The following is a 19096-nucleotide window of genomic DNA, read 5'->3' on the forward strand; positions in this document are numbered from 1 at the left end:
GGGCGCCGTTGGGTCTTCGTCGCATCCTCCGCCACGTGTCTCCCCCTTCGGTGACTGGTGGTGCGGCCACCAGCATAAGTTGCGGCTCCCCACGGATATTCCGGCCGCCGCACGCTCTTGCCATGACCGCAGAGACGACCACAGACACGACCACGAAGACGACCGCGGAGTCCACCGCCCGCACCCCCGGCACCGGCACGCCGGGCATCGATCCGGGCACCACGAACGGCCCCCGGGCCGACACCTCCACCGCTTCCGCCGCCCGCCCGGAGGACGGCCGGCCACCGCGCCCGGACCGCCTGTCGCGGCGCGACGCCCTCGTGCTCTTCGTGCTGTGCGCCGCCCAGTTCATGGTCGCGCTGGACTTCTCGGTCCTGAACGTGGCGCTGCCCGTGCTCGGCCGGGACCTCGGCATGAGCCCGTCCGCGCTCCAGTGGGCGGTCACCGCCTTCGCGCTGCCCTCCGGCGGCTTCCTGCTCCTCTTCGGCCGTATCGGTGACCTGTTCGGCCGCCGGCGGCTCTTCCTCGCCGGGCTGACCGTGTTCGGGACGGCCTCGCTGCTCGCGACCTTCGCCTGGGACCCGGCGTCGTTCCTGGCCGGACGGGCCCTGCAGGGGCTCGGCGCGGCGGCGATCGTGCCGACCGGCATGTCGCTGCTGACCACGACCTTCCCCGAGGGTCCCGCACGGGACCGCGCCCTGGGCATCTCCGGCACGCTCCTGTCGCTGGGCTTCACCGTCGGCATGGTCGCGGGCGGCGTCCTGACCGACGTGCTGAGCTGGCGTTCGACGATGGGGCTGCTGTCGCTGTTCGCGCTGGTCGTCCTGCCGCTCGCCACCGGCCTGCTGCCCTCGTCCGGCCCGCGGCACACGGACGCGGCCGGTGCCGGTGCCCCGGACCGACCGCGCCTGGACATCCCCGGCGCGGTCACCGTCACCGGTGGCCTGCTGGCCCTGATCTACGCGCTCTCGACGGCGGCGGACCGCGGTTTCGGCGGCGCTGACGTCGTCACGACGCTCGCCCTGGGCGTGCTGCTGCTCGGCGCCTTCGTCCGGATCGAGTCCCGTGCCGACGCCCCGCTCGTCAGCCTGAGGATGCTGCGCCGCCGCACGGTGGCATGGGGCAACCTGGGCGGCCTGGTCACCTTCTCGATGATGTCGACGGTCGTCTTCGCGCTGACCCTGTACCTCCAGGAGACGCTCGGACTCTCGGCCTTCGAGACCGGCCTGGTCTTCGGCGCGCAGGGCGCGCTGTCGGCGGTCGCCGGGATGTACGCCCCGAAGGTCATCGGCCGCTTCGGCGCCCGGCGCACCCTGGCGGGCTCGCTGGCGGGCCAGGGCCTGTTCGTGGCGGGGATGCTGCTGCTGAACGCGCACACCTGGTCGGTCTGGATCGCCACCGCCGGGGTGTCGCTGGCCAGCATGTTCCACCTGGGCGCGATCATCTCGTACGGCCTGACCGTCACCTCGGGCGTCCCCGACGAGGAGCAGGGCCTGGCCACCGGGCTGGTGACCTCCACCCAGCAGGTGGGCATCACCGTCGGCATCCCGCTCCTCGGAGTCCTCGCGACCACGTCGGACGACCTGCTGGCCGGCGTCCACACCGTTCTCGCCCTGGACGCGGCGATCGTGCTCGCGGCGGCCGCGCTGGTCGCGGTCGGACTCGGGCGGCAGGGCGCGGCACGCACCCGCTGAGGGCGGCGCCGGACCGCGAGGGGTCGGTCAGGGACGGTCGAGGCGCAGCCGCTCGGCCCGCGGCAGACCGGCCACGACGAGATCGTACGAATCCTCGACGAGCTCCCGGACCAGGCGGTCCGGGAGCTCGCCGTCGACGGTCACCGTGTTCCAGTGCCGCTTGTTCATGTGATAGCCGGGGACGATCAGTCCCGGGTGCTGCTCGCGCAGCCGGATCGCGTCCTGCGGGTCGCACTTCAGGTTGACCTTGAGCGGGCGCGCGTCCAGGTTCGTCAGCGCGAAGAGCTTGCCCAGCACCTTGAAGACCGAGGTCTCGGGGTTGAAGGGGAAGTCCTCGACGGCGGCGTTGAAGGACAGACAGAACGCGCGCAGCTGCTGCGGGGTCACTCCGGTTTGTCCTCCTGAGGAGGCCCGGCCGGGCCGACCGGCTCGACGAGCACCGTGACGATCTTGTTCCGGCGGCCTGCGGCGGCCTCCGCGGTGAGCCCCAGCCGGCGTCCGTCGGGCAGTTCGACCACCGAGGAGGCGCCGGCGATGGGTACGCGTCCCAGTGCCTTGGCGAGCAGCCCGCCGACGGTCTCCACGTCCTCGTCGTCGTAGGCCTCGAAGCCGTACAGCTCCCCGAGGTCGCCGATGTCGAGGCGGGCGGTCACCCGGAAACTGTCGTCACCGAGGTCCTGGACGGGCGGGAGCTCGCGGTCGTACTCGTCGGTGATCTCGCCGACGATCTCCTCGAGGATGTCCTCGATGGTGACGATTCCGGCCGTGCCGCCGTACTCGTCGATGACGACGGCGACGTGGTTGCGCTCCTGCTGCATCTCGCGCAGCAGATCGCCGGCGTTCTTGGTGTCCGGCACGAACGTGGCCGGCCGCATGGCCGTGGACACCAGCTCGGACTCGGCGTCGCGGCTGATGTGGGTCTTGCGGGCCAGGTCCTTGAGATAGACGATCCCGACGATGTCGTCCTCGTTCTCGCCGGTGACGGGTATGCGCGAGAAGCCCGAGCGCAGGGCCAGGGTGAGGGCCTGCCGGATCGTCTTGTAGCGCTCGATGACGACGAGGTCGGTGCGGGGCACCATGACCTCGCGCACGAGGGTGTCGCCGAGCTCGAAGACGGAGTGCACCATGCGGCGCTCCTCGTCCTCGATGAGCGACTCCTTCTCTGCGAGGTCGACCATCGCCCGCAGCTCCGCCTCGGAGGCGAACGGGCCGCGCCTGAACCCCTTGCCGGGGGTGAGCGCGTTGCCGATGAGGATCAGCAGCGGCGGGATCGGGCCCATGATCCGGGCCAGCGGCAGCAGGACGTAGGCGGCCGCGGTCGCGGTGTTCAGCGGGTGCTGGCGGCCGATGGTGCGCGGCGAGACACCGACCGCGACGTACGACACGAGGACCATGACGGCGATGGCGACGGCCAGGGCCTGCCAGGTCTTGTCGAACTCCTTGAGGCAGGCGAAGACGACGAGCGCGGCGGCCGCCATCTCGCAGACCACGCGGACCAGCAGCGCCACGTTCAGATAGCGCGTCGGGTCCGCGGTGACCTGGGCGAGTTTGGCGCTGCCGCGCCGGCCGCCGCGGACCGCTTCCTCGGCGCGGAAGCTGGAGACACGCGCGAGGCCCGCCTCCGCGCAGGCGGCGAGCCAGGCGACGACGACCAGCACGATGGCACCGATGACCAGCTGTGGGCTCATGACACGGTCGGGGCCGGAGACGGACCCGTGATGCCCTTCTCCGCACGCCAGCCGTCCACGATGGCGGCCTGAAGGCCGAACATCTCGGCCTTCTCGTCGGCTTCCTCGTGGTCGTAGCCGAGGAGGTGCAGCACGCCGTGGACGGTGAGGAGCTGGAGCTCCTCGTCCATGGTGTGCTGCGTCGGGGCGTCCTTGCCCTGCTGCTCGGCGACCTCGGGGCAGAGCACGATGTCGCCGAGCAGCCCCTGCGGCGGCTCGTCGTCGTCCTTCGACGGCGGACGCAGCTCGTCCATCGGGAAGGACATGACGTCCGTCGGACCCGGCAGGTCCATCCACTGGATGTGCAACTGCTCCATGGCGTCGGTGTCCACGACGATCACCGAGAGCTCGGAGAGCGGGTGGATGCGCATCCGTGCGAGCGCGTAGCGGGCGATGTCGAGGATCGCCTGCTCGTCGACCTCGGTTCCGGACTCGTTGTTGACGTCGATCGACATGGCGGTGCTGGTCTACTTCCCTTTGTGGCCCCGGCTCTTGTGGGAGCCGTTCTCGGTGCCGTTCTCGCTGTCGTACTTCTCGTACGCGTCGACGATACGGCCGACCAGCTTGTGCCGGACGACATCCTGGGACGTGAGCCGCGAGAAGTGGACGTCGTCGAGACCCTCCAGGATGTCCTGGACCTGCCGCAGACCCGACTTCGTACCGCTCGGGAGGTCGACCTGCGTCACGTCACCGGTGATCACGATCTTCGAGTCGAAGCCGAGCCGGGTGAGGAACATCTTCATCTGCTCGGCGCTCGTGTTCTGGGCCTCGTCCAGAATGATGAAGGCGTCGTTCAGGGTGCGGCCGCGCATGTACGCGAGTGGCGCGACCTCGATCGTGCCCGCGGCCATCAGGCGCGGGATCGAGTCCGGGTCGAGCATGTCGTGCAGCGCGTCGTAGAGCGGGCGCAGATACGGGTCGATCTTCTCGTAGAGCGTGCCGGGCAGGAATCCGAGCCGCTCGCCGGCCTCGACCGCCGGGCGGGTCAGGATGATCCGGTTGACCTGCTTGTGCTGGAGCGCCTGGACGGCCTTCGCCATGGCGAGGTACGTCTTGCCGGTACCGGCGGGGCCGATGCCGAACACGATGGTGTGCTTGTCGATGGCGTCGACGTAGCGCTTCTGGTTGAGCGTCTTGGGGCGGATGGTGCGGCCTCGCGAGGACAGGATGTTCTGCGTGAGCACCTCGGCCGGAGTCTCCTGGCCGTCGCCCTCCCCGTTCTCGCTCGCCCTGAGCATGGCGATCGAGCGTTCCACTGCGTCCTCCGTCATGGGCTGCCCCGTGCGGAGCACCAGCATCATCTCGTCGAACAGGCGCTGGACGAGCGCGACTTCACCGGCGTCGCCCACCGCACTGATCTCGTTTCCCCGGACGTGGATGTCGGCCGCCGGGAAGGCCTTCTCGATCACGCGCAGCAGCGAGTCTCCGGAACCCAGAACGGTCACCATGGGGTGCTTGGCCGGGACGGTGAAGTGCGCGCGTGCCTGCCCCTGAGCGGGGCCGTGAGCTGTGGGTGTCTGAGTCATGGGCCGGCTCTGTAGGCCTGCGTATCCTCCTCGGTCGGCACGCTTGCCACACGGGCAGCCTTGCGTTTCCCAGCGTACGTCGCGGCGCTCACGGACCCGTAGGGCTTTTCCCGTGGTGACGAGGTCGTGACATGAGGACGCTCAGGCCGAGCGGCCGAAACCGATCGTCGGCACCGCCCGGCGCAGCGGCCAGGGGCGGGTGACCTCGGGGAGCCGGCCCTCCAGGAAGGCGTACCGGCTCAGGGCCGCGGGATCCTGGTCGGCGACCGACTGGACCCGGCGCCACCAGGCTGCGATCTCCGACCAGCCGGGCGCCGACAGCGATCCGCCGAACTCCTGGACCGAGAGCGCGGCGGTCAGCCCGGCGAAGGCGAGCCGGTCGGCGAGCGGCCAGCCGGCCAGGGTCCCCGTGACGAAGCCGGCGACGAAGACGTCCCCGGCGCCGGTGGGGTCCAGTGCCTCGACGGCGATCGCCGGGACCTCGGCGCTCTCCCCGGAGCGCCCGTCCACGGCGTAGGCGCCGTCGGAGCCGAGGGTGACGACCGCCAGCGGCACGTGCTCGGCCAGCGCGTGCGCCGCCGCGCGGGGGCAGTCGGCGCCGGTGTAGCGCATGGCTTCCTCGGCGTTCGGCAGGAACGCCTCGCAGTGCGCCAGATCGGCGAGGCCCGCCAGGTCCCAGCGGCCGGTGTCGTCCCAGCCGACGTCCGCGAAGATCCGGGTGCCCCGGCTCGCGGCCTGCTCGATCCAGGGCGCGGTGACCCCCGGGGTCAGCGAGGCGACGGCGGCACGCGCGTGCGGCGGGGAGTCCGGCGCGGGCTCCTCCGTGGGTGCCTCGTGCCCGTGGCTGACCATGGTCCGCTCGCCCTCGTACGCCATCGACACGGTGACCGGCGAGTGCCAGCCGGGCACGGTCCGCGACGCCGAAAGATCGATGTTCTCGCCCTGCTCCAGGGCGTCCCAGCAGTACTCGCCGTAGTGGTCGTCGCCGAAGGCGGCGGCGAGGGAGGTCCGCAGGCCCAGCCGGGCGAGGGCGGTCGCCATGTTGGCGACGCCGCCGGGGCTCGAACCCATGCCCCGCGCCCAGGACTCGGTGCCGCGCACCGGGGCGGAATCGAGCCCGGTGAAGATGATGTCCAGGAAGACCGTGCCGGTCAGGTAGACGTCCCAGGGCGGGTCGCCGGCCGTGCGCAGCCCGGCGAGCGGGTCGACATGGGCCTGGAGGAACGGTCCCTCGCCGTTGATCACGGTGCGCTCCCTGGGGTGGTGCGGATCTGGCCAGTGTGCACCACACCGGCCACGCGGGCCGTGCTTCACGCGGGGGTATCCGTGGTCCCGTGGGGCGGCCGGGGCACGTTCCGCCCGCCGCGCGCCCGGTGGCCCGCCCGTCCCGCGTCCGGGGCCCGCTCCGGCCCGCTCACCTGCCCGAACGCCTCCGCGTCCGCCCGCGCGCACGGCGAGGGCAGCGGCCCGGCGACGGGCTCCGCTTCGCGCCCGGCACCCCGAAGGGAGCGCGGCTACCCCGGCTCCGCCTCCGCAAACGAGAAGTGCCCCAGATCACACCGTCACGCCTTCTTCGCGGACCCCCACCTTGATACAAATTGCCCGCGCGTTCCTGTCCGTCGACAGCCGCCCCTCCCCCTCTCTTCTTGAGCCGCTCTCGCCTGCCCTGGGAACGCCCGTGTCCGCCCGCACCCCCACGCCCTGGCCCCTCGTCGCCCTTTTCACGGCCGGGTACCTCGCCGCGTATCTGCTCCCCACCACCGTCGGCCGCCTCGACGCGGGACTCCCGCTGTCGGCCACCCAGGCCGGAGCCGTCGGCAGCGTCCTGCTGCTGAGCTCGGCCTCGGCCGGATTCCTGCTCGCCTCCCGCGTGGACCGTTTCGGCCCGCGCGCGCTGGCCCGCGCCGGGCTGCTCCTCGCGGCCGCCGGCTTCGGTGCCGCCGCGCTCTCGGCGGCCGTCCCCCTGGTGGTCACCGGCGCGGTCGTCGGCGGCTTCGGCTCCGGTACGGCCACCACGGTCGCCGCGACCGGGATCGCCGGCCGGCGCGATCCCCACCGGGTCACCACGCTGGGTCTGCTCGGCGTCTCCGGCCTCGCGGGCGCGCTGTACCTGACCATCCCCCGTCTGGGCCCGGGGCACGGTCTCCCGCTCGCCGCGATCGCCTGCACGGCGCTGCTCGCGCTGTGCCTGACGGGACGGCTTCCCGCCCGCGCGCCGGCCGACCGCGCCGTGCGCGTCACCGCCCCGCTCCCGCACCGCCGTTCCGGCCTGCTCCTCGCCGGGGCCATGCTCTTCTGGTCCCTCGCGCAGAACTCCCTGTGGGGCGTGAGCGGCCGGATAGGCCTGACGCAGGCGGGGCTCACCGAGGTGAAGGTGGGCGCGGTCTTCGCGGTGGCGCTCGGCGCCGGACTGCTCGGGACGATCGGCGCGGGCGCCCTCGGCCCGCGACTCGGCCGGGCGCTGCCGATCGGTCTGGGCACGGCGCTGATCGCCGGCTGCATCGCGCTGAGCGCGGCGGCCACCGATCTGACGTCCTTCGCGACGGGCGAGATCGCCTGGAACGCGCTGTACCCGGTCGTGCTGTCGTACGTGATCGGCCTCGCCGCGTCCATGGACCCGCGCGGCCGGTGGGCGGTCCTCGTCGGTTCCGCCTCCTCGCTCGGCACGGCGTGCGGCCCGCTCACCGGCAGCCTGCTGTCCGCGTCGGCGGGTTACCCGGCGATGGGAACGGTCCTGGCGGCCGGTCTGCTGCTGGTCGGCGTCCCGATGACGCTCGTGGCCCTGCGCCCGCGCCGCGCCGGCCAGATCGTCGAGATCCCCGTGACGGAACTCCCCGTCGTGGAGATCCCCGTGGCCGAACTCCCCGTGGTCGAGATCCCGCTGGAGGGCGTGCCCGCCCAGCGGAAGGCGTACGGCACCGCGGGGCCCCTGCACACGGCGGCCGCGCCCGCGTCCGGCCCCGTGAGCGTCTGACTCCCGCGAGCGCCCGCCCGCCCCGAGGAGGGGAGGTGGGCGGGCGCTCGACGGGCTAGGGCCTGTCTGACAGGCCCTGGGGGAACTCGTACGCCTCGACCTCGGCGATGTACCGCGCGCGCCGCTCCTCGTCGTGCTCCAGGAAGGACGCCTCGAAGGAGTTGCGGGCCAGCTCCCGCAGCCGCTCCTCGCCGAGGCCGAGGGCCTCGCGCACGGCGCCGAAGTTGTCGCCGGCGTACCCGCCGAAGTAGGCGGGGTCGTCGGAGTTGACCGTGCACAGCAGCCCGGCGTCCATCATGGCGGGCAGCGGGTGCTCCGCCAGGACGTCCACGGCGCGCAGCCGCACGTTCGACAGCGGGCACAGGGTCAGCGGCACCCGTTCCCGGACCAGCCGTTCGACGAGCTCGGGGTCCTCCATGCAGCGCAGCCCGTGGTCGACGCGCTCGACGCCGAGGATGTCGAGGGCCTCGGTGATGTACGCGGGCGGCCCCTCCTCGCCGGCGTGCGCGACGCGCCGCAGCCCCAGCCCGGCGGCGGCCTCGTACACCGCGCGGAACTTGACGGGCGGGTGGCCGACCTCGGCGGAGTCGAGGCCGACGCCGACGATCCGGTCGAGGTAGGGCTTCGCGGCCTCAAGGGTGTCCATGGCGGACTCCGCGGACTCGTCGCGCAGGAAGCACATGATCAGCTGGGTGGAGACGCCGTGGGTCTCCTCGCTGCGCCCGAGCGCCCGCCACAACCCCTCGACGACCGTCCCCATCGGCACGCCCCGGGCTATGTGCGCCTGCGGGTCGAAGAAGATCTCCGCGTGGCGTACGCCCTGCGCGGCCGCGCGGGCGAGGTAGGCGTCGGCCAGGTCGGCGAAGTCCGCTTCCGTCCGCAGGACGGCCATGAGCTCGTAGTACAGGTTCAGGAAGGTCTGGAGGTCGTCGAAGAGGTACGCCTCGCGCAGCTCCTCGGTGTCCGCGTACGGCAGGGTGACGCCGTTGCGCGCGGCAAGCGCGAAGGCCAGCTCGGGTTCGAGAGTGCCTTCGATGTGCAGGTGCAGTTCAGCCTTGGGGAGGGACATCGAAGCATCGTACGGCCCCTCCCCCGAGGTATCGAAAACGGCACCTTCCCGGCACCGGGCGTCCCGGCCCCTGTCCGCCGTGTCCTCAGTGCCGCTTCGGGACCGGCACCCGCACCAGGTCGTGCGCCACGGTCAGCTCCCCGTCGAACCCCGCCGCGCGGGCCTCGCGCTCGAACTCGCCGGGGTCGGCGTAGCGCTGGCTGAAGTGGGTGAGGACGAGATGCCGCACCCCCGCCTCCTTGGCCACCCGGCCCGCCTGGCCTGCCGTCAGATGCCCGTGGTCGGAGGCCAGCCGGTGATCCCCGTCGAGGAAGGTCGACTCGATGACCAGCAGGTCGCAGCCCTCGGCGAGCGCGTCCACTCCCTCGCACAGCCGGGTGTCCATGACGAACGCGAACCGCTGTCCCCGCCGGATCTCGCTGACGTCGTCCAGGGTGACGCCCCGCAGTGAGCCCTCCCGTTGCAGCACCCCGACGTCGGGCCCCTTGATCCCGTGCTCCGCGAGCCGCTCCGGCAGCATCCGCCGCCCGTCCGGCTCGACCAGCCGGTACCCGAAGGACTCGACGGGATGGGAGAGCCTGCGCGCCTCCAGGGTGTACGCGGGGGTCGTCACGAGGACACCGTCGTCCGCGACCGGCGCCTCGGTCAGCGGGACGGTCTCGCGGTAGGCGGTGGCGTACCGCAGCCGCTCGAAGAAGTGCTGCCCGGAGAGCGGGTAGTGCGCGGTCACCTCGTGCGGAACGCGGTCGAGGTTGATGCGCTGGATCACCCCGCCGAGTCCGAGCGCGTGGTCGCCGTGGAAATGGGTGACGCAGATGCGGTGCAGGTCGTGCGCGGCGACCCCGGCACGCAGCATCTGGCGCTGGGTGCCCTCGCCGGGGTCGAAGAGGAGACCCTCACCGTCCCAGCGCAGCAGATAGCCGTTGTGGTTGCGGTGCCGGGTCGGAACCTGGCTGGCGGTGCCGAGGACCACCAGTTCACGTGCGGACAAGGCCGGCTATCCGGGGGGCCACTGCATGCCGCGGCCGCCCAGGAGGTGGGCGTGCGCGTGGAAGACGGTCTGGCCGGCACCGCTGCCCGTGTTGAACACGACGCGGTAGCTCTCCAGCTTCTCCTCGCCCGCGACCTCGCCGGCCTCGCGCAGGACGTCCGCCGCGACGGCGGGCTCCGCGGCGGCGAGAGACGCCGCGTCCGGGTAGTGCACCTTGGGAATGACCAGGATGTGGGTCGGCGCCTGAGGGTTTATGTCGCGGAACGCCACCGTCGTGTCGCTCTCGCGCACCAGCGTCGCCGGGATCTGCCCCGCCACGATCTTGCAGAACAGGCAGTCGTCCTGCGGCTGCCCGCCCGTGTCCCGCCTCGGCTCCTGCGCCATGCGTGTGCCTCCTCACGCCAGCCGATCATTACCTCCGCATGCTAGCGGCCCGGCGGTGCGGACGGCTCGCACGGGACTCGCCCCGCCGTACGCCCCGCCGGGCGAAGGTCACAGAGGCGGCAGCGTGGGCGCGGTCTTCGCCGGGTTCTCCTCCAGGGCGGCCAGCGCGATCCTGACCGCCTCGTCGAGCTGGGTGTCACGGCCGGCCGCGTGGTCCTGCGGCGCCTGGACGACCTCGACGTCGGGATCGACGCCGTGGTTCTCGACGTTCCACTCGTACCCCTCCATCCAGAAGGCGTACTTGGGCTGGGTGACGCTGGTGCCGTCGACGAGGTGGTAGCGGCTGTCGATGCCGATGACGCCGCCCCAGGTGCGGGTGCCGACCACGGGTCCGATGCCGAGCGCCTTGATCGCCGCGTTGACGATGTCGCCGTCGGAGCCGGAGAACTCGTTGGCGACGGCGACGACGGGGCCGCGCGGCGCGTCCTCCGGGTAGCTGTAGGGGCGCAGACCGCGGGGCAGGTCCCAGCCGACGATCCGCCGGGCGAGCTTCTCCACGACGAGCTGGGAGGTGTGGCCGCCGCGGTTCTCGCGGACGTCCACGACCAGGCCCTCACGGGCCACCTCGACCCGCAGATCGCGGTGGAGCTGCGCCCATCCGGCGCCGACCATGTCCGGCACGTGCAGATAGCCGAGGCGGCCGCCGGAGCGCTCGTGGACGTAGGTGCGACGGTCGGCCACCCACGCGTGGTAGCGCAGCGGCTCCTCGTCCGCGAGCGGTACGACGACCGCGTGACGCGGATCGCCGCCGCCCGAGGGCGAGACGGTCAGCTCGACGGGCTTGCCCGCGGTGCCGACGAGCAGGGGTGCGGGCCCGGCCACCGGGTCCACCGGCCGGCCGCCGACCGCGACGATCGCGTCCCCGGCGCGCACCGCGACGCCGGGCGCGGCGAGCGGGGCCCGCGCGTCCGGGTCGGAGGTCTCCGAGGGGAGGATCCGGTCGACGCGCCAACTGCCGTCCTCGTGGCGGGAGATGTCCGCCCCGAGGAGCCCCTGGGCGAGGTCGCCGCCGCGGTGTCCGCCGCGCGGGGTGACGTACGCGTGCGAGGTGCCGAGTTCGCCCTGCACCTCCCACAGCAGGTCGACGAGGTCGTCGTGGGTGGCGACCCGCTCCAGGACCGGCCGGTACCGGTCGAGGACGGCGTCCCAGTCGACGCCGCCCAGGTCCGGGCGCCAGAAGTTGTCCCGCATGAGGCGGCCGGTCTCGTCGTACATCTGACGCCACTCGGCGGCCGGGTCGACGCTCTGGCGCACCCGCGACAGGTCGACCGTGATGTTCGTGTCGCTCTCGTCGTCGTTCGAGGCGCGCCGGTCGCTGGGGACGACCTTGAGCTTGCCGTCGGTCCACAGCAGGACCCGCTTGCCGTCGCCGGTGACGGTGAAGTGGTCGGCGTCGGCGGCGAGGTGCTCGATGCGCTGCTGGGCGAGGTCGTACCGCTCCAGTTCGGTCTTGGGGTCCGGGTCGTCCGGGGTGGCGCGGGAGGCGCCGAGCACGCCCCGCACCGGGTGGCGCAGCCACAGCAGCCCGTCCTTGGCGGCGCGCAGCGTCGAGTAGCGGGCGGCCTCGACGGGGAACGGCACGATCCGGTCGGCGAGTCCGTCCAGGTCGATACGGGTGCTGGGGGCGCCCTCGCTGTCGGGTGTCTCGTCCTTGTCGGGGGCCTCGAAGGGCCTGCCGTGGCGCTGCGGTCCGAAGGGGGACGGGGTCGTCGCGGCCAGGGTGATCAGATACGGCCGGGAGCCGCCGACGAAGGCCAGGTCGAAGACGTGCTCGTCGTAGACGGGGTCGAAGGCGCGGGCCGACAGGAAGGCGAGGTGCTTGCCGTCGAGGGTGAACGCCGGTGCGTAGTCCCGGAAGCGCAGCGGGGTCGCCTCGGTCACCGACAGGTCGGTGGTGTTGGCGAGCTTGAGCTGGCGCAGCGGGCGCGGCCCGGGGTGTGACCAGGCGAGCCACGCGGAGTCGGGCGAGAAGACGAGGCCGGTGACGTCGCCGTCCTCGCTGCGGTCGACCTCGCGGACCTCGCCGCTCTCGCGCTCGACGAGGAGTACCCGCCCGTCGTGCGAGGCGACGGCGGCGCGGCTTCCGTCGGGCGCCATGGCGAGGCCGAGGACCCGGCCGAGGGCGCCGGCGGCGAGCCGTCGCGGGGTGGCTCCCGGGGCGACGCCGGTGGCGGGGGCGAATTCGAGGGCGTCGTCGCCCTCCGCGTCGGTCACCCACACCACGTGCTCCTCGCCCTCGGCGCGGAAGGTGCGGGGCAGCCGGGCGCGGACGCCCTGTTCGGCGGCGAGCGCGCGGGTGGGGCCGGAGCGGTGGGTGACCCAGTGGACGGCACCGCGCACGGAGACCGCGCTGCCGCGTCCGGTGTGGTCCGGCGCGGCGGCGGAGAACCAGCGCGAGGCGCTGACGGGGTGCGGCTGCTGGTCGACGCGCTGGCCGCCGAGCCGGATGTCGAGGCGGCGCGGCTCGGCGCCGTCGAGGCCGTCGAGGAGCCAGAGCTCACCGGCGGACGAGTAGACCACGCGGGTGCCGTCGGTGGCCGCGTGGCGGGCGTAGAAGGAGTCGAGGGGGGTGTGGCGCCGTAGGTCGGAGCCGTCGGCGAGGGAGGAGTACAGGGCCCCGACGCCCTCGTGGTCGGAGAGGAACGCGATCCGTTCGTCGGCCCAGAAGGGGTATTCGATGTTGCCGTCGATGTCCTCGTGCAGGCGGACGAACTCGCCGTCGCCGTCCCGGTCGATCCACAGCTTGCCGGCCGTGCCGCCGCGGTACCGCTTCCACCAGGCGGCCTCGCGTCCCATCGGGGCGGACAGCAGGACGACACCGCCCTCGCTGTGGGCGACATCACCGACGGGCCCGTACGGGAGCGTCGTCGCGGGGCCCCCGTCGAGCGGGACGGATCGGGCCCAGGTGCGGCGCAGGCTGGCCTGTCCCTGGGAGCTGAGGGCGAGCACCTGTCCGTCGGGGGTCCAGCCGCGCACCTGGGTCTTCGCGCTGCCCCAGTACGTCAGCCGTTTGGCGGGACCGCCGTCCAGGGAGGCCGCGTGGACCTCGGGGGCTCCGTCCCGCGTCGACGTCCAGGCGACGGTCGTGCCGTCCGGGGAGATGCGCGGATGGCTGACCGGGACGTTGTCGGCGCTGACCCGCCAGGCGCGACTCCCGCCGTCGAGCGGGGCGGCCCAGATGTCGTCCTCGGCCGTGAAGACGACCAACTCGCCGTGCAGATGCGGAAACCGGATGTACGCGGAGGCTGCGGACTCAGTCACCCGGTCACCCTACGCAGCGCGCGCGTGGCCCGACAGGGGTTTGGATCACTTGATCCCTGTACCGCCCGGCAGGTCACTTGCCCTGTGAGGGCCAGCAGGTGGGGTCGCCCTTGCACCACATCGTCCGGGTCACGGTGACGGTGACGGTGGGGTTGGGCTGCCCGTTCGTGGGGTGGTAGGTGACCGGCGGGGTGGGTCCCGCGTCGCAGTCGCCCAGGCCCTTGACGCGGAAGACCTGCCTGCCGCCGACGGTGGCGCGCAGATCGCCGCGTACGCAGGCGCCGTTGACGGCACGGGTGACCTTGCCCGTGACGACGATGTCCCGGCCGTCGCCGGTCTGGCCCTGGCAGTCGACGGTCGCCACGGTGTTCTCGCTCGGCGACGGCGACTTCCCCGGCGTGTAGGCCTTGCCGGCGTCGCCCAGGCGGGCGGTGCAGGTGAGCCAGCGCACGTCCACGTGCTGCCGTTTCAGTTCGCTGGTCGCCGTCTGGTCGGTCGTGTAGGCCACGGTCGCGGTGCTGAGTCCGTCCACGGGCTGGCACCCGGTCACCGCGAACACTCCGGCCGCGCCCAGCCCGACGGTCACCAGGACCCGCCCGTGCCTCGTGCGGCCTCTGAAATACCTCAAAGCCCCCATGGACGGCAGCGTCCCACCGCACGGCGACGCGCGGTAGACCGCATGCGGCCATCGGGGACACAAACACCCGAAGGAGTTGCCCGGCGGGCCGGGGAAGCCGTAAGGTCCCCGCTTCCCCGGCCCCGGGCGGGCTTCCGACCGCCCGTCAGCCGAGCAGCAGCAGCCACTCCTGGAGTTCCACCAGGTTGCCCTCGGGGTCCTTGAGGTGGGCGACGCGCATACGTTCCGTCATGGGCGCCGGGCCGTGCAGCAGGGTCGCGCCGCGCGAGACGACCTGTTCGCAGTAGGTGTCGAGGTCGTCCACCCGCAGCACCACCAGCGACCGGTGTCCGGCCACGGCGTCGCCGAGCTCACCCAGTATTTCCGTCATCATGGCCCGGTCCTGAAGCGCGATGCCCGCCGACCCGGTGACCGGACTGAACTTCTCGTACGGTCCCTCGGCCGCGCCCGACTGGGGCTTGAGGCCGAGGACCTCGGAGTAGAAGCGGTAACAGGTGGCGAAGTCGGAGACGAGCAGTCGTACCTGAGCTAGTTCCATGAATTCCCCGGTGAGGTGCGGACGGTGAGGTCGGGCCGGCGGGCCGGCGGGTCAGGACCAGCGGCCGGTGCGGGCCAGCAGCAGCGCCGTGGCCACGGTCCCGGCCGTCGAGGTGCGCAGTACGGTGCGCCCCAGGTGGAAGGTCTTCGCGCCGGCCTCGATGAACAGCGCGACCTCTTCGGCGGAGATCCCGCCCTCGGGGCCGACCACCAGGACGATGTCCCCGGAGCCGGGCAGCGCGGCGGTCGCGAAGGGCTCGGTGCCGAGGGCGGTGTCCTCGTGGAGCACGGCGGCGAGATCGGCTTTGGCGAGAAGTGCGGCAACCTGCTTGGTCGTCATCGCGTCCGCGACCTCCGGGAAGCGCGCCCGGCGGGACTGTTTGCCCGCCTCCCGGGCGGTGGCCCGCCACTTGGAGAGCGCCTTGAGACCCCGCTCGCCCTTCCACTGCGTGATGCAGCGGGAGGCGGCCCAGGGGACGATCGCGTCGACGCCGGTCTCGGTCATGGTCTCGACGGCGAGCTCGCCCCGGTCCCCCTTGGGCAGGGCCTGGACGACCGTGATGCGCGGCTCCTCGGGGGCTTCCTCGGTGACCGTGCCCATCCGTACGATCAGCCGGTCCTTGCCCTCGGTGCCGAGGACCACGCAGTCCGCGCGGCGCCCGGCCCCGTCGGTGAGCACGACGTCCTCGCCGGTGTGCAGCCGTTTCACGGAGACGGCGTGCCGTCCCTCGGGTCCGTCGAGGACATGGCGCCCCTCGCCGTCCGTGTCGAAGTGCTCGACCAGGAACACCGGTGCCGTCATCGGGCCGCACCCTCTTCCGGGATCTCGGCGGCGGCCGACAACGCTGTCTCGGCGGCCGCGATTTCTGCGTTCAGTACCTCCACGAGCTGCCCGGCGGGCAGGTCGCGGGCCATGCGGTGGCCCTGTCCCGCCCACAGTGCCATGCCCTGCGCGTCGCCCGCCTTGGCGGCCGCCTTGCGCAGCGGCAGGGTGAGGTGGTGGACCTCGGGATAGGCGGAGGGGGCGTACGGGCCGTGCTCGCGCATGAAGCGGTTGGCCAGCGCGCGCGCCGGGCGTCCGGAGAAGGCGCGGGTGAGTTCCGTACGTACGTACAGGGGGTCGGTCAGCGCCTGTTTGTGCACGGCGCTCGCGCCGGACTCGGGGGTGGCGAGGAAGGCGGTGCCGAGCTGGGCCGCGTTCGCGCCCGCGGCGAGGAGGGCGGCGATCTGGCTGCCGCGCATGATGCCGCCGGCCGCGACGACCGGGATCCCCACGGTCTCGCGGACCCGCGCGACCAGCGTGAGCAGGCCGACGCCCGTGCCGTCGGTCTCCGGGTTGTCCCGGTGGGTGCCCTGGTGTCCGCCGGCCTCGATGCCCTGCACGACGACCGCGTCGGCGCCGGCCCGCTGCACGCCGAGGGCTTCCTCGGCCGTGGTGGCGGTGACCAGGGTGAGGGTGCCCGCGCGCCGCAGCGACTCCAGCACCTCCGGCTTCGGGACGCCGAAGTGGAAGGAGACCGCCGCCACCGGGTTGTCGAGGAGGACGGCGAGTTTGGCGTCGTAGCCGTCGTCGCGGCCGCTGTCCGGATCGCCGAGCTCGGTCTCGTACCAGGCGGCCTCGCCGGCGAGCTGGTGGGCGTACACCTCGACCGCGGCCGCGTCCGCGTGCTCGGGCTGCGGCAGGAACAGGTTGACGCCGAAGGGACGGCCGGTCAGCCCGCGCAGCTGCTTGATCTCCTGGTACATGCCGTCGGCGGTCTTGTACCCCGCCGCGAGGAAGCCGAGCCCGCCGGCCTCGGACACGGCGGCCGCGAGCTGCGGGACGGAGACTCCGCCCGCCATGGGGGCCTGCACGATCGGGTGAGGGAAGAGATCGGTCAGCGCGGAGGACATGACGGCATGTTGTCACGTCCGCCGGACAAGTCAGAAACCGGTCGCCGGTCCGAATAGTGCCTCCGACATGGAGGGCACGGGGCGTGTCCCGCCCCGTGCCCCGCTTGGATCAGCGGCCGTTGAACGCGTCCTTCAGCCGGGAGAAGAGGCCCTGCTGACCGGGCTGGAACTGACCGGTGGGCCGCTCCTCGCCGCGCAGTATGGCGAGCTCGCGCAGCACCCGCTCCTGCTCCGCGTCGAGCTTGGTCGGCGTGGTGACCTCGACGTGCACGATGAGGTCGCCGCGGCCGCCGCCGCGCAGGTGGGTGACACCCCGGCCGTGCAGCGGGATCGACTGGCCGGACTGCGTGCCCGGACGGATGTCGACCTCCTCCATGCCGTCGAGGGTCTCCAGCGGCACCTTGGTGCCGAGGGCCGCCGCGGTCATCGGGAGGGTGACCGTGCAGTGCAGGTCGTCGCCGCGCCGCTGGAAGGTCGAGTGCGGCAGCTCGTGGATCTCGACGTACAGGTCGCCGGCGGGGCCGCCGCCGGGGCCGACCTCGCCCTCGCCCGCGAGCTGGATCCGCGTGCCGTTGTCCACACCGGCCGGGATCTTGACCGTGAGGGTGCGACGGGAACGGACCCGGCCGTCGCCCGCGCAGTCGTGGCACGGGGTCGGGACCACGGTGCCGAAGCCCTGGCACTGCGGACACGGCCGTGAGGTCATGACCTGGCCGAGGAACGACCGCGTCACCTGGGACACCTCGCCGCGGCCGCGGCACATGTCACAGGTCTGCGCGGAGGTCCCGGGCGCCGCGCCTTCGCCGTTGCAGGTGGCGCAGACGACGGCCGTGTCGACCTGGATGTCCTTCGTGGTGCCGAAGGCCGCCTCGTCGAGCTCGATCTCCAGCCGGATCATGGCGTCCTGGCCCCGGCGGGTGCGCGAGCGCGGTCCGCGCTGCGACGCCGTGCCGAAGAACGCGTCCATGATGTCCGAGAAGTTCCCGAAGCCGCCCGCGCCGAAGCCGGCGGCACCCGCGCCGCCCTGCTGGGACAGCGGGTCACCGCCGAGGTCGTAGACCTGCTTCTTCTGCGGGTCCGACAACACCTCGTACGCGGCGTTGATCTCTTTGAACCGCTCCTGCGTCTTCGGATCGGGATTGACGTCCGGATGCAGCTCGCGAGCGAGCCTCCGGAACGCCTTCTTGATCTCGTCCTGGGACGCGTCGCGGCGCACGCCGAGTACGGCGTAGTAGTCCGTGGCCACTTACGACTCCGCCAGGATCTGTCCGACGTACCGTGCCACCGCTCGTACCGCTCCCATCGTTCCCGGGTAATCCATGCGGGTCGGGCCGACCACGCCGAGTTTGGCTACTGCCTCAACGCCCGAACCGTAGCCGACGGAGACCACGGACGTGGAGTTGAGTCCCTCGTACGCGTTCTCGTGCCCGATTCGCACGGTCATGCTCGAATCCCCGGCCTCTCCAAGCAACTTGAGGAGCACGACCTGCTCCTCCAGCGCTTCGAGCACCGGCCGGATGGTGAGAGGGAAGTCATGTCCGAATCGCGTCAGATTGGCGGTACCGCCGATCATCAGCCGCTCCTCGGTCTCCTCGACGAGTGTCTCCAGCAGTGTGGAGAGCACCGTCGAGACCGTACCCCGGTCTTCCGCCTCGAAGGCGTCCGGGAGGTCCTGGACGAGCTGCGGGACGTCCGCGAAGGGGCGTCCCGCGACCCGGCTGTTGAGCCGGGCGCGCAGGTCCGCCAGCGACGTCTCACCGAACGGCGCCGGACAGTTGATCATGCGCTGTTCGACCCGGCCGGTGTCCGTGATCAGCACGAGCATCACCCGTGCGGGAGCCATGGACAGCAGCTCCACATGGCGCACGGTCGAGCGGGTCAGCGAGGGGTACTGCACGACGGCGACCTGCCGGGTGAGCTGCGCGAGCAGCCGCACGGTCCGGCCGACGACGTCGTCCAGGTCGACGGCACCGTCCAGGAAGTTCTGGATGGCGCGGCGCTCGGGCGCGGTCATCGGCTTGACGCCGGCGAGCTTGTCGACGAAGAGGCGGTAGCCCTTGTCCGTGGGGATGCGCCCGGCACTGGTGTGCGGCTGGGCGATGTACCCCTCGTCCTCCAGGACCGCCATGTCGTTGCGGACGGTCGCGGGCGAGACGCCCAGCCGGTGCCGCTCGGTGAGCGCCTTGGAGCCGACCGGCTCCTCGGTGCCCACGTAGTCCTGGACGATGGCGCGCAGCACCTCGAGCCTGCGTTCGCTGAGCATCGCGCACACCTCCAGAAGTCGACTCGGTGGCCTTCGTGGCCTTCGTGGCTTTCGTCTGGCACTCAGCGCACGCGAGTGCC

The 19096-nt window shown here is 72.4% G+C and carries 17 protein-coding genes; 2 read left to right on the forward strand and 15 right to left on the reverse strand.

Features of this window, described 5'->3' with window-relative positions; all coding sequences use genetic code 11:
• Positions 1-122 precede the first annotated feature (122 nt).
• Positions 123-1694 (forward strand): MFS transporter, encoded by a 1572-nt coding sequence (locus OG410_RS14825; protein ID WP_329299573.1) that lies wholly within the window; start codon positions 123-125, stop codon positions 1692-1694.
• Positions 1695-1721: 27 nt separating this feature from the next.
• Here OG410_RS14825 and OG410_RS14830 read toward each other — a convergent pair whose 3' ends face one another.
• From OG410_RS14830 to OG410_RS14850, 5 genes are all read right to left on the reverse strand, one after another.
• Positions 1722-2081: an MmcQ/YjbR family DNA-binding protein gene (locus tag OG410_RS14830; protein ID WP_329299574.1), complete on the reverse strand. Its 360-nt coding sequence runs from the start codon at positions 2079-2081 to the stop codon at positions 1722-1724.
• Positions 2078-3382, reverse strand: coding sequence for a hemolysin family protein (locus OG410_RS14835; protein WP_329299575.1), 1305 nt, complete (start codon positions 3380-3382; stop codon positions 2078-2080). The genes OG410_RS14830 and OG410_RS14835 overlap by 4 nt, the downstream gene beginning before the upstream one ends.
• Complete coding sequence (ybeY, locus tag OG410_RS14840; RefSeq protein WP_261702645.1) at positions 3379-3876, reverse strand: rRNA maturation RNase YbeY; 498 nt, start codon at positions 3874-3876, stop codon at positions 3379-3381. The genes OG410_RS14835 and ybeY overlap by 4 nt, the downstream gene beginning before the upstream one ends.
• Before the next feature lie 12 nt (positions 3877-3888).
• Positions 3889-4947, reverse strand: coding sequence for a PhoH family protein (locus tag OG410_RS14845; protein WP_328668973.1), 1059 nt, complete (start codon positions 4945-4947; stop codon positions 3889-3891).
• A gap of 141 nt (positions 4948-5088) precedes the next feature.
• Positions 5089-6192 (reverse strand): carbohydrate kinase family protein, encoded by a 1104-nt coding sequence (locus tag OG410_RS14850; RefSeq protein ID WP_329299576.1) that lies wholly within the window; start codon positions 6190-6192, stop codon positions 5089-5091.
• Positions 6193-6625: 433 nt separating this feature from the next.
• Here OG410_RS14850 and OG410_RS14855 point away from each other — a divergent pair, with 433 nt between their 5' ends.
• The gene (locus tag OG410_RS14855; RefSeq protein ID WP_329299577.1) at positions 6626-7921 is read left to right on the forward strand and encodes an MFS transporter; all 1296 of its coding nucleotides are present in this window, start codon (positions 6626-6628) and stop codon (positions 7919-7921) included.
• 55 nt (positions 7922-7976) lie between these two features.
• On the opposite strand, the gene OG410_RS14860 is transcribed toward OG410_RS14855, so the two are convergent.
• The 10 genes from OG410_RS14860 to hrcA form a co-directional block, all read right to left on the reverse strand.
• On the reverse strand, positions 7977-8990 hold the full coding sequence (locus tag OG410_RS14860) for an adenosine deaminase (protein WP_329299578.1): 1014 nt from the start codon (positions 8988-8990) through the stop codon (positions 7977-7979).
• Between the two features lie 85 nt (positions 8991-9075).
• Positions 9076-9981 (reverse strand): ribonuclease Z, encoded by a 906-nt coding sequence (locus tag OG410_RS14865; protein WP_329299579.1) that lies wholly within the window; start codon positions 9979-9981, stop codon positions 9076-9078.
• A 6-nt stretch (positions 9982-9987) separates the two neighbouring features.
• Positions 9988-10365: a histidine triad nucleotide-binding protein gene (locus OG410_RS14870; protein ID WP_329299580.1), complete on the reverse strand. Its 378-nt coding sequence runs from the start codon at positions 10363-10365 to the stop codon at positions 9988-9990.
• Positions 10366-10473: 108 nt separating this feature from the next.
• A complete protein-coding gene (locus tag OG410_RS14875; protein WP_329299581.1) occupies positions 10474-13686 on the reverse strand; it encodes a S41 family peptidase in 3213 nt (1070 codons plus the stop codon).
• 73 nt (positions 13687-13759) lie between these two features.
• Positions 13760-14323, reverse strand: a complete 564-nt coding sequence (locus tag OG410_RS14880) for a hypothetical protein (RefSeq protein WP_329299582.1) — start codon at positions 14321-14323, stop codon at positions 13760-13762.
• Positions 14324-14468: 145 nt separating this feature from the next.
• On the reverse strand, positions 14469-14861 hold the full coding sequence (locus OG410_RS14885; RefSeq protein ID WP_328452625.1) for a VOC family protein: 393 nt from the start codon (positions 14859-14861) through the stop codon (positions 14469-14471).
• A gap of 51 nt (positions 14862-14912) precedes the next feature.
• Complete coding sequence (locus tag OG410_RS14890) at positions 14913-15662, reverse strand: 16S rRNA (uracil(1498)-N(3))-methyltransferase (RefSeq protein WP_329299583.1); 750 nt, start codon at positions 15660-15662, stop codon at positions 14913-14915.
• Complete coding sequence (locus OG410_RS14895) at positions 15659-16753, reverse strand: nitronate monooxygenase (RefSeq protein WP_329299584.1); 1095 nt, start codon at positions 16751-16753, stop codon at positions 15659-15661. The genes OG410_RS14890 and OG410_RS14895 overlap by 4 nt, the downstream gene beginning before the upstream one ends.
• Positions 16754-16862: 109 nt before the next feature.
• Positions 16863-17999 (reverse strand): molecular chaperone DnaJ, encoded by a 1137-nt coding sequence (gene dnaJ, locus OG410_RS14900; RefSeq protein ID WP_328668994.1) that lies wholly within the window; start codon positions 17997-17999, stop codon positions 16863-16865.
• Positions 18000-19016, reverse strand: a complete 1017-nt coding sequence (gene hrcA / locus OG410_RS14905) for a heat-inducible transcriptional repressor HrcA (RefSeq protein WP_326787891.1) — start codon at positions 19014-19016, stop codon at positions 18000-18002.
• Positions 19017-19096: the final 80 nt, after the last annotated feature.

It is taken from the genome of Streptomyces sp. NBC_00659, assembly GCF_036226925.1.
Taxonomy (GTDB): domain Bacteria; phylum Actinomycetota; class Actinomycetes; order Streptomycetales; family Streptomycetaceae; genus Streptomyces.

Coding starts and splice junctions, on each gene's coding strand:
- OG410_RS14825 (WP_329299573.1), top strand. CDS start 123: ATGACCGCAGAGACGACCACAGACACGACCACGAAGACGACCGCGGAG.
- OG410_RS14835 (WP_329299575.1), bottom strand. CDS start 3,382: ATGAGCCCACAGCTGGTCATCGGTGCCATCGTGCTGGTCGTCGTCGCC.
- ybeY (WP_261702645.1), bottom strand. CDS start 3,876: ATGTCGATCGACGTCAACAACGAGTCCGGAACCGAGGTCGACGAGCAG.
- OG410_RS14845 (WP_328668973.1), bottom strand. CDS start 4,947: ATGACTCAGACACCCACAGCTCACGGCCCCGCTCAGGGGCAGGCACGC.
- OG410_RS14860 (WP_329299578.1), bottom strand. CDS start 8,990: ATGTCCCTCCCCAAGGCTGAACTGCACCTGCACATCGAAGGCACTCTC.
- OG410_RS14870 (WP_329299580.1), bottom strand. CDS start 10,365: ATGGCGCAGGAGCCGAGGCGGGACACGGGCGGGCAGCCGCAGGACGAC.
- OG410_RS14880 (WP_329299582.1), bottom strand. CDS start 14,323: ATGGGGGCTTTGAGGTATTTCAGAGGCCGCACGAGGCACGGGCGGGTC.
- OG410_RS14885 (WP_328452625.1), bottom strand. CDS start 14,861: ATGGAACTAGCTCAGGTACGACTGCTCGTCTCCGACTTCGCCACCTGT.
- OG410_RS14890 (WP_329299583.1), bottom strand. CDS start 15,662: ATGACGGCACCGGTGTTCCTGGTCGAGCACTTCGACACGGACGGCGAG.
- OG410_RS14895 (WP_329299584.1), bottom strand. CDS start 16,753: ATGTCCTCCGCGCTGACCGATCTCTTCCCTCACCCGATCGTGCAGGCC.
- hrcA (WP_326787891.1), bottom strand. CDS start 19,016: ATGCTCAGCGAACGCAGGCTCGAGGTGCTGCGCGCCATCGTCCAGGAC.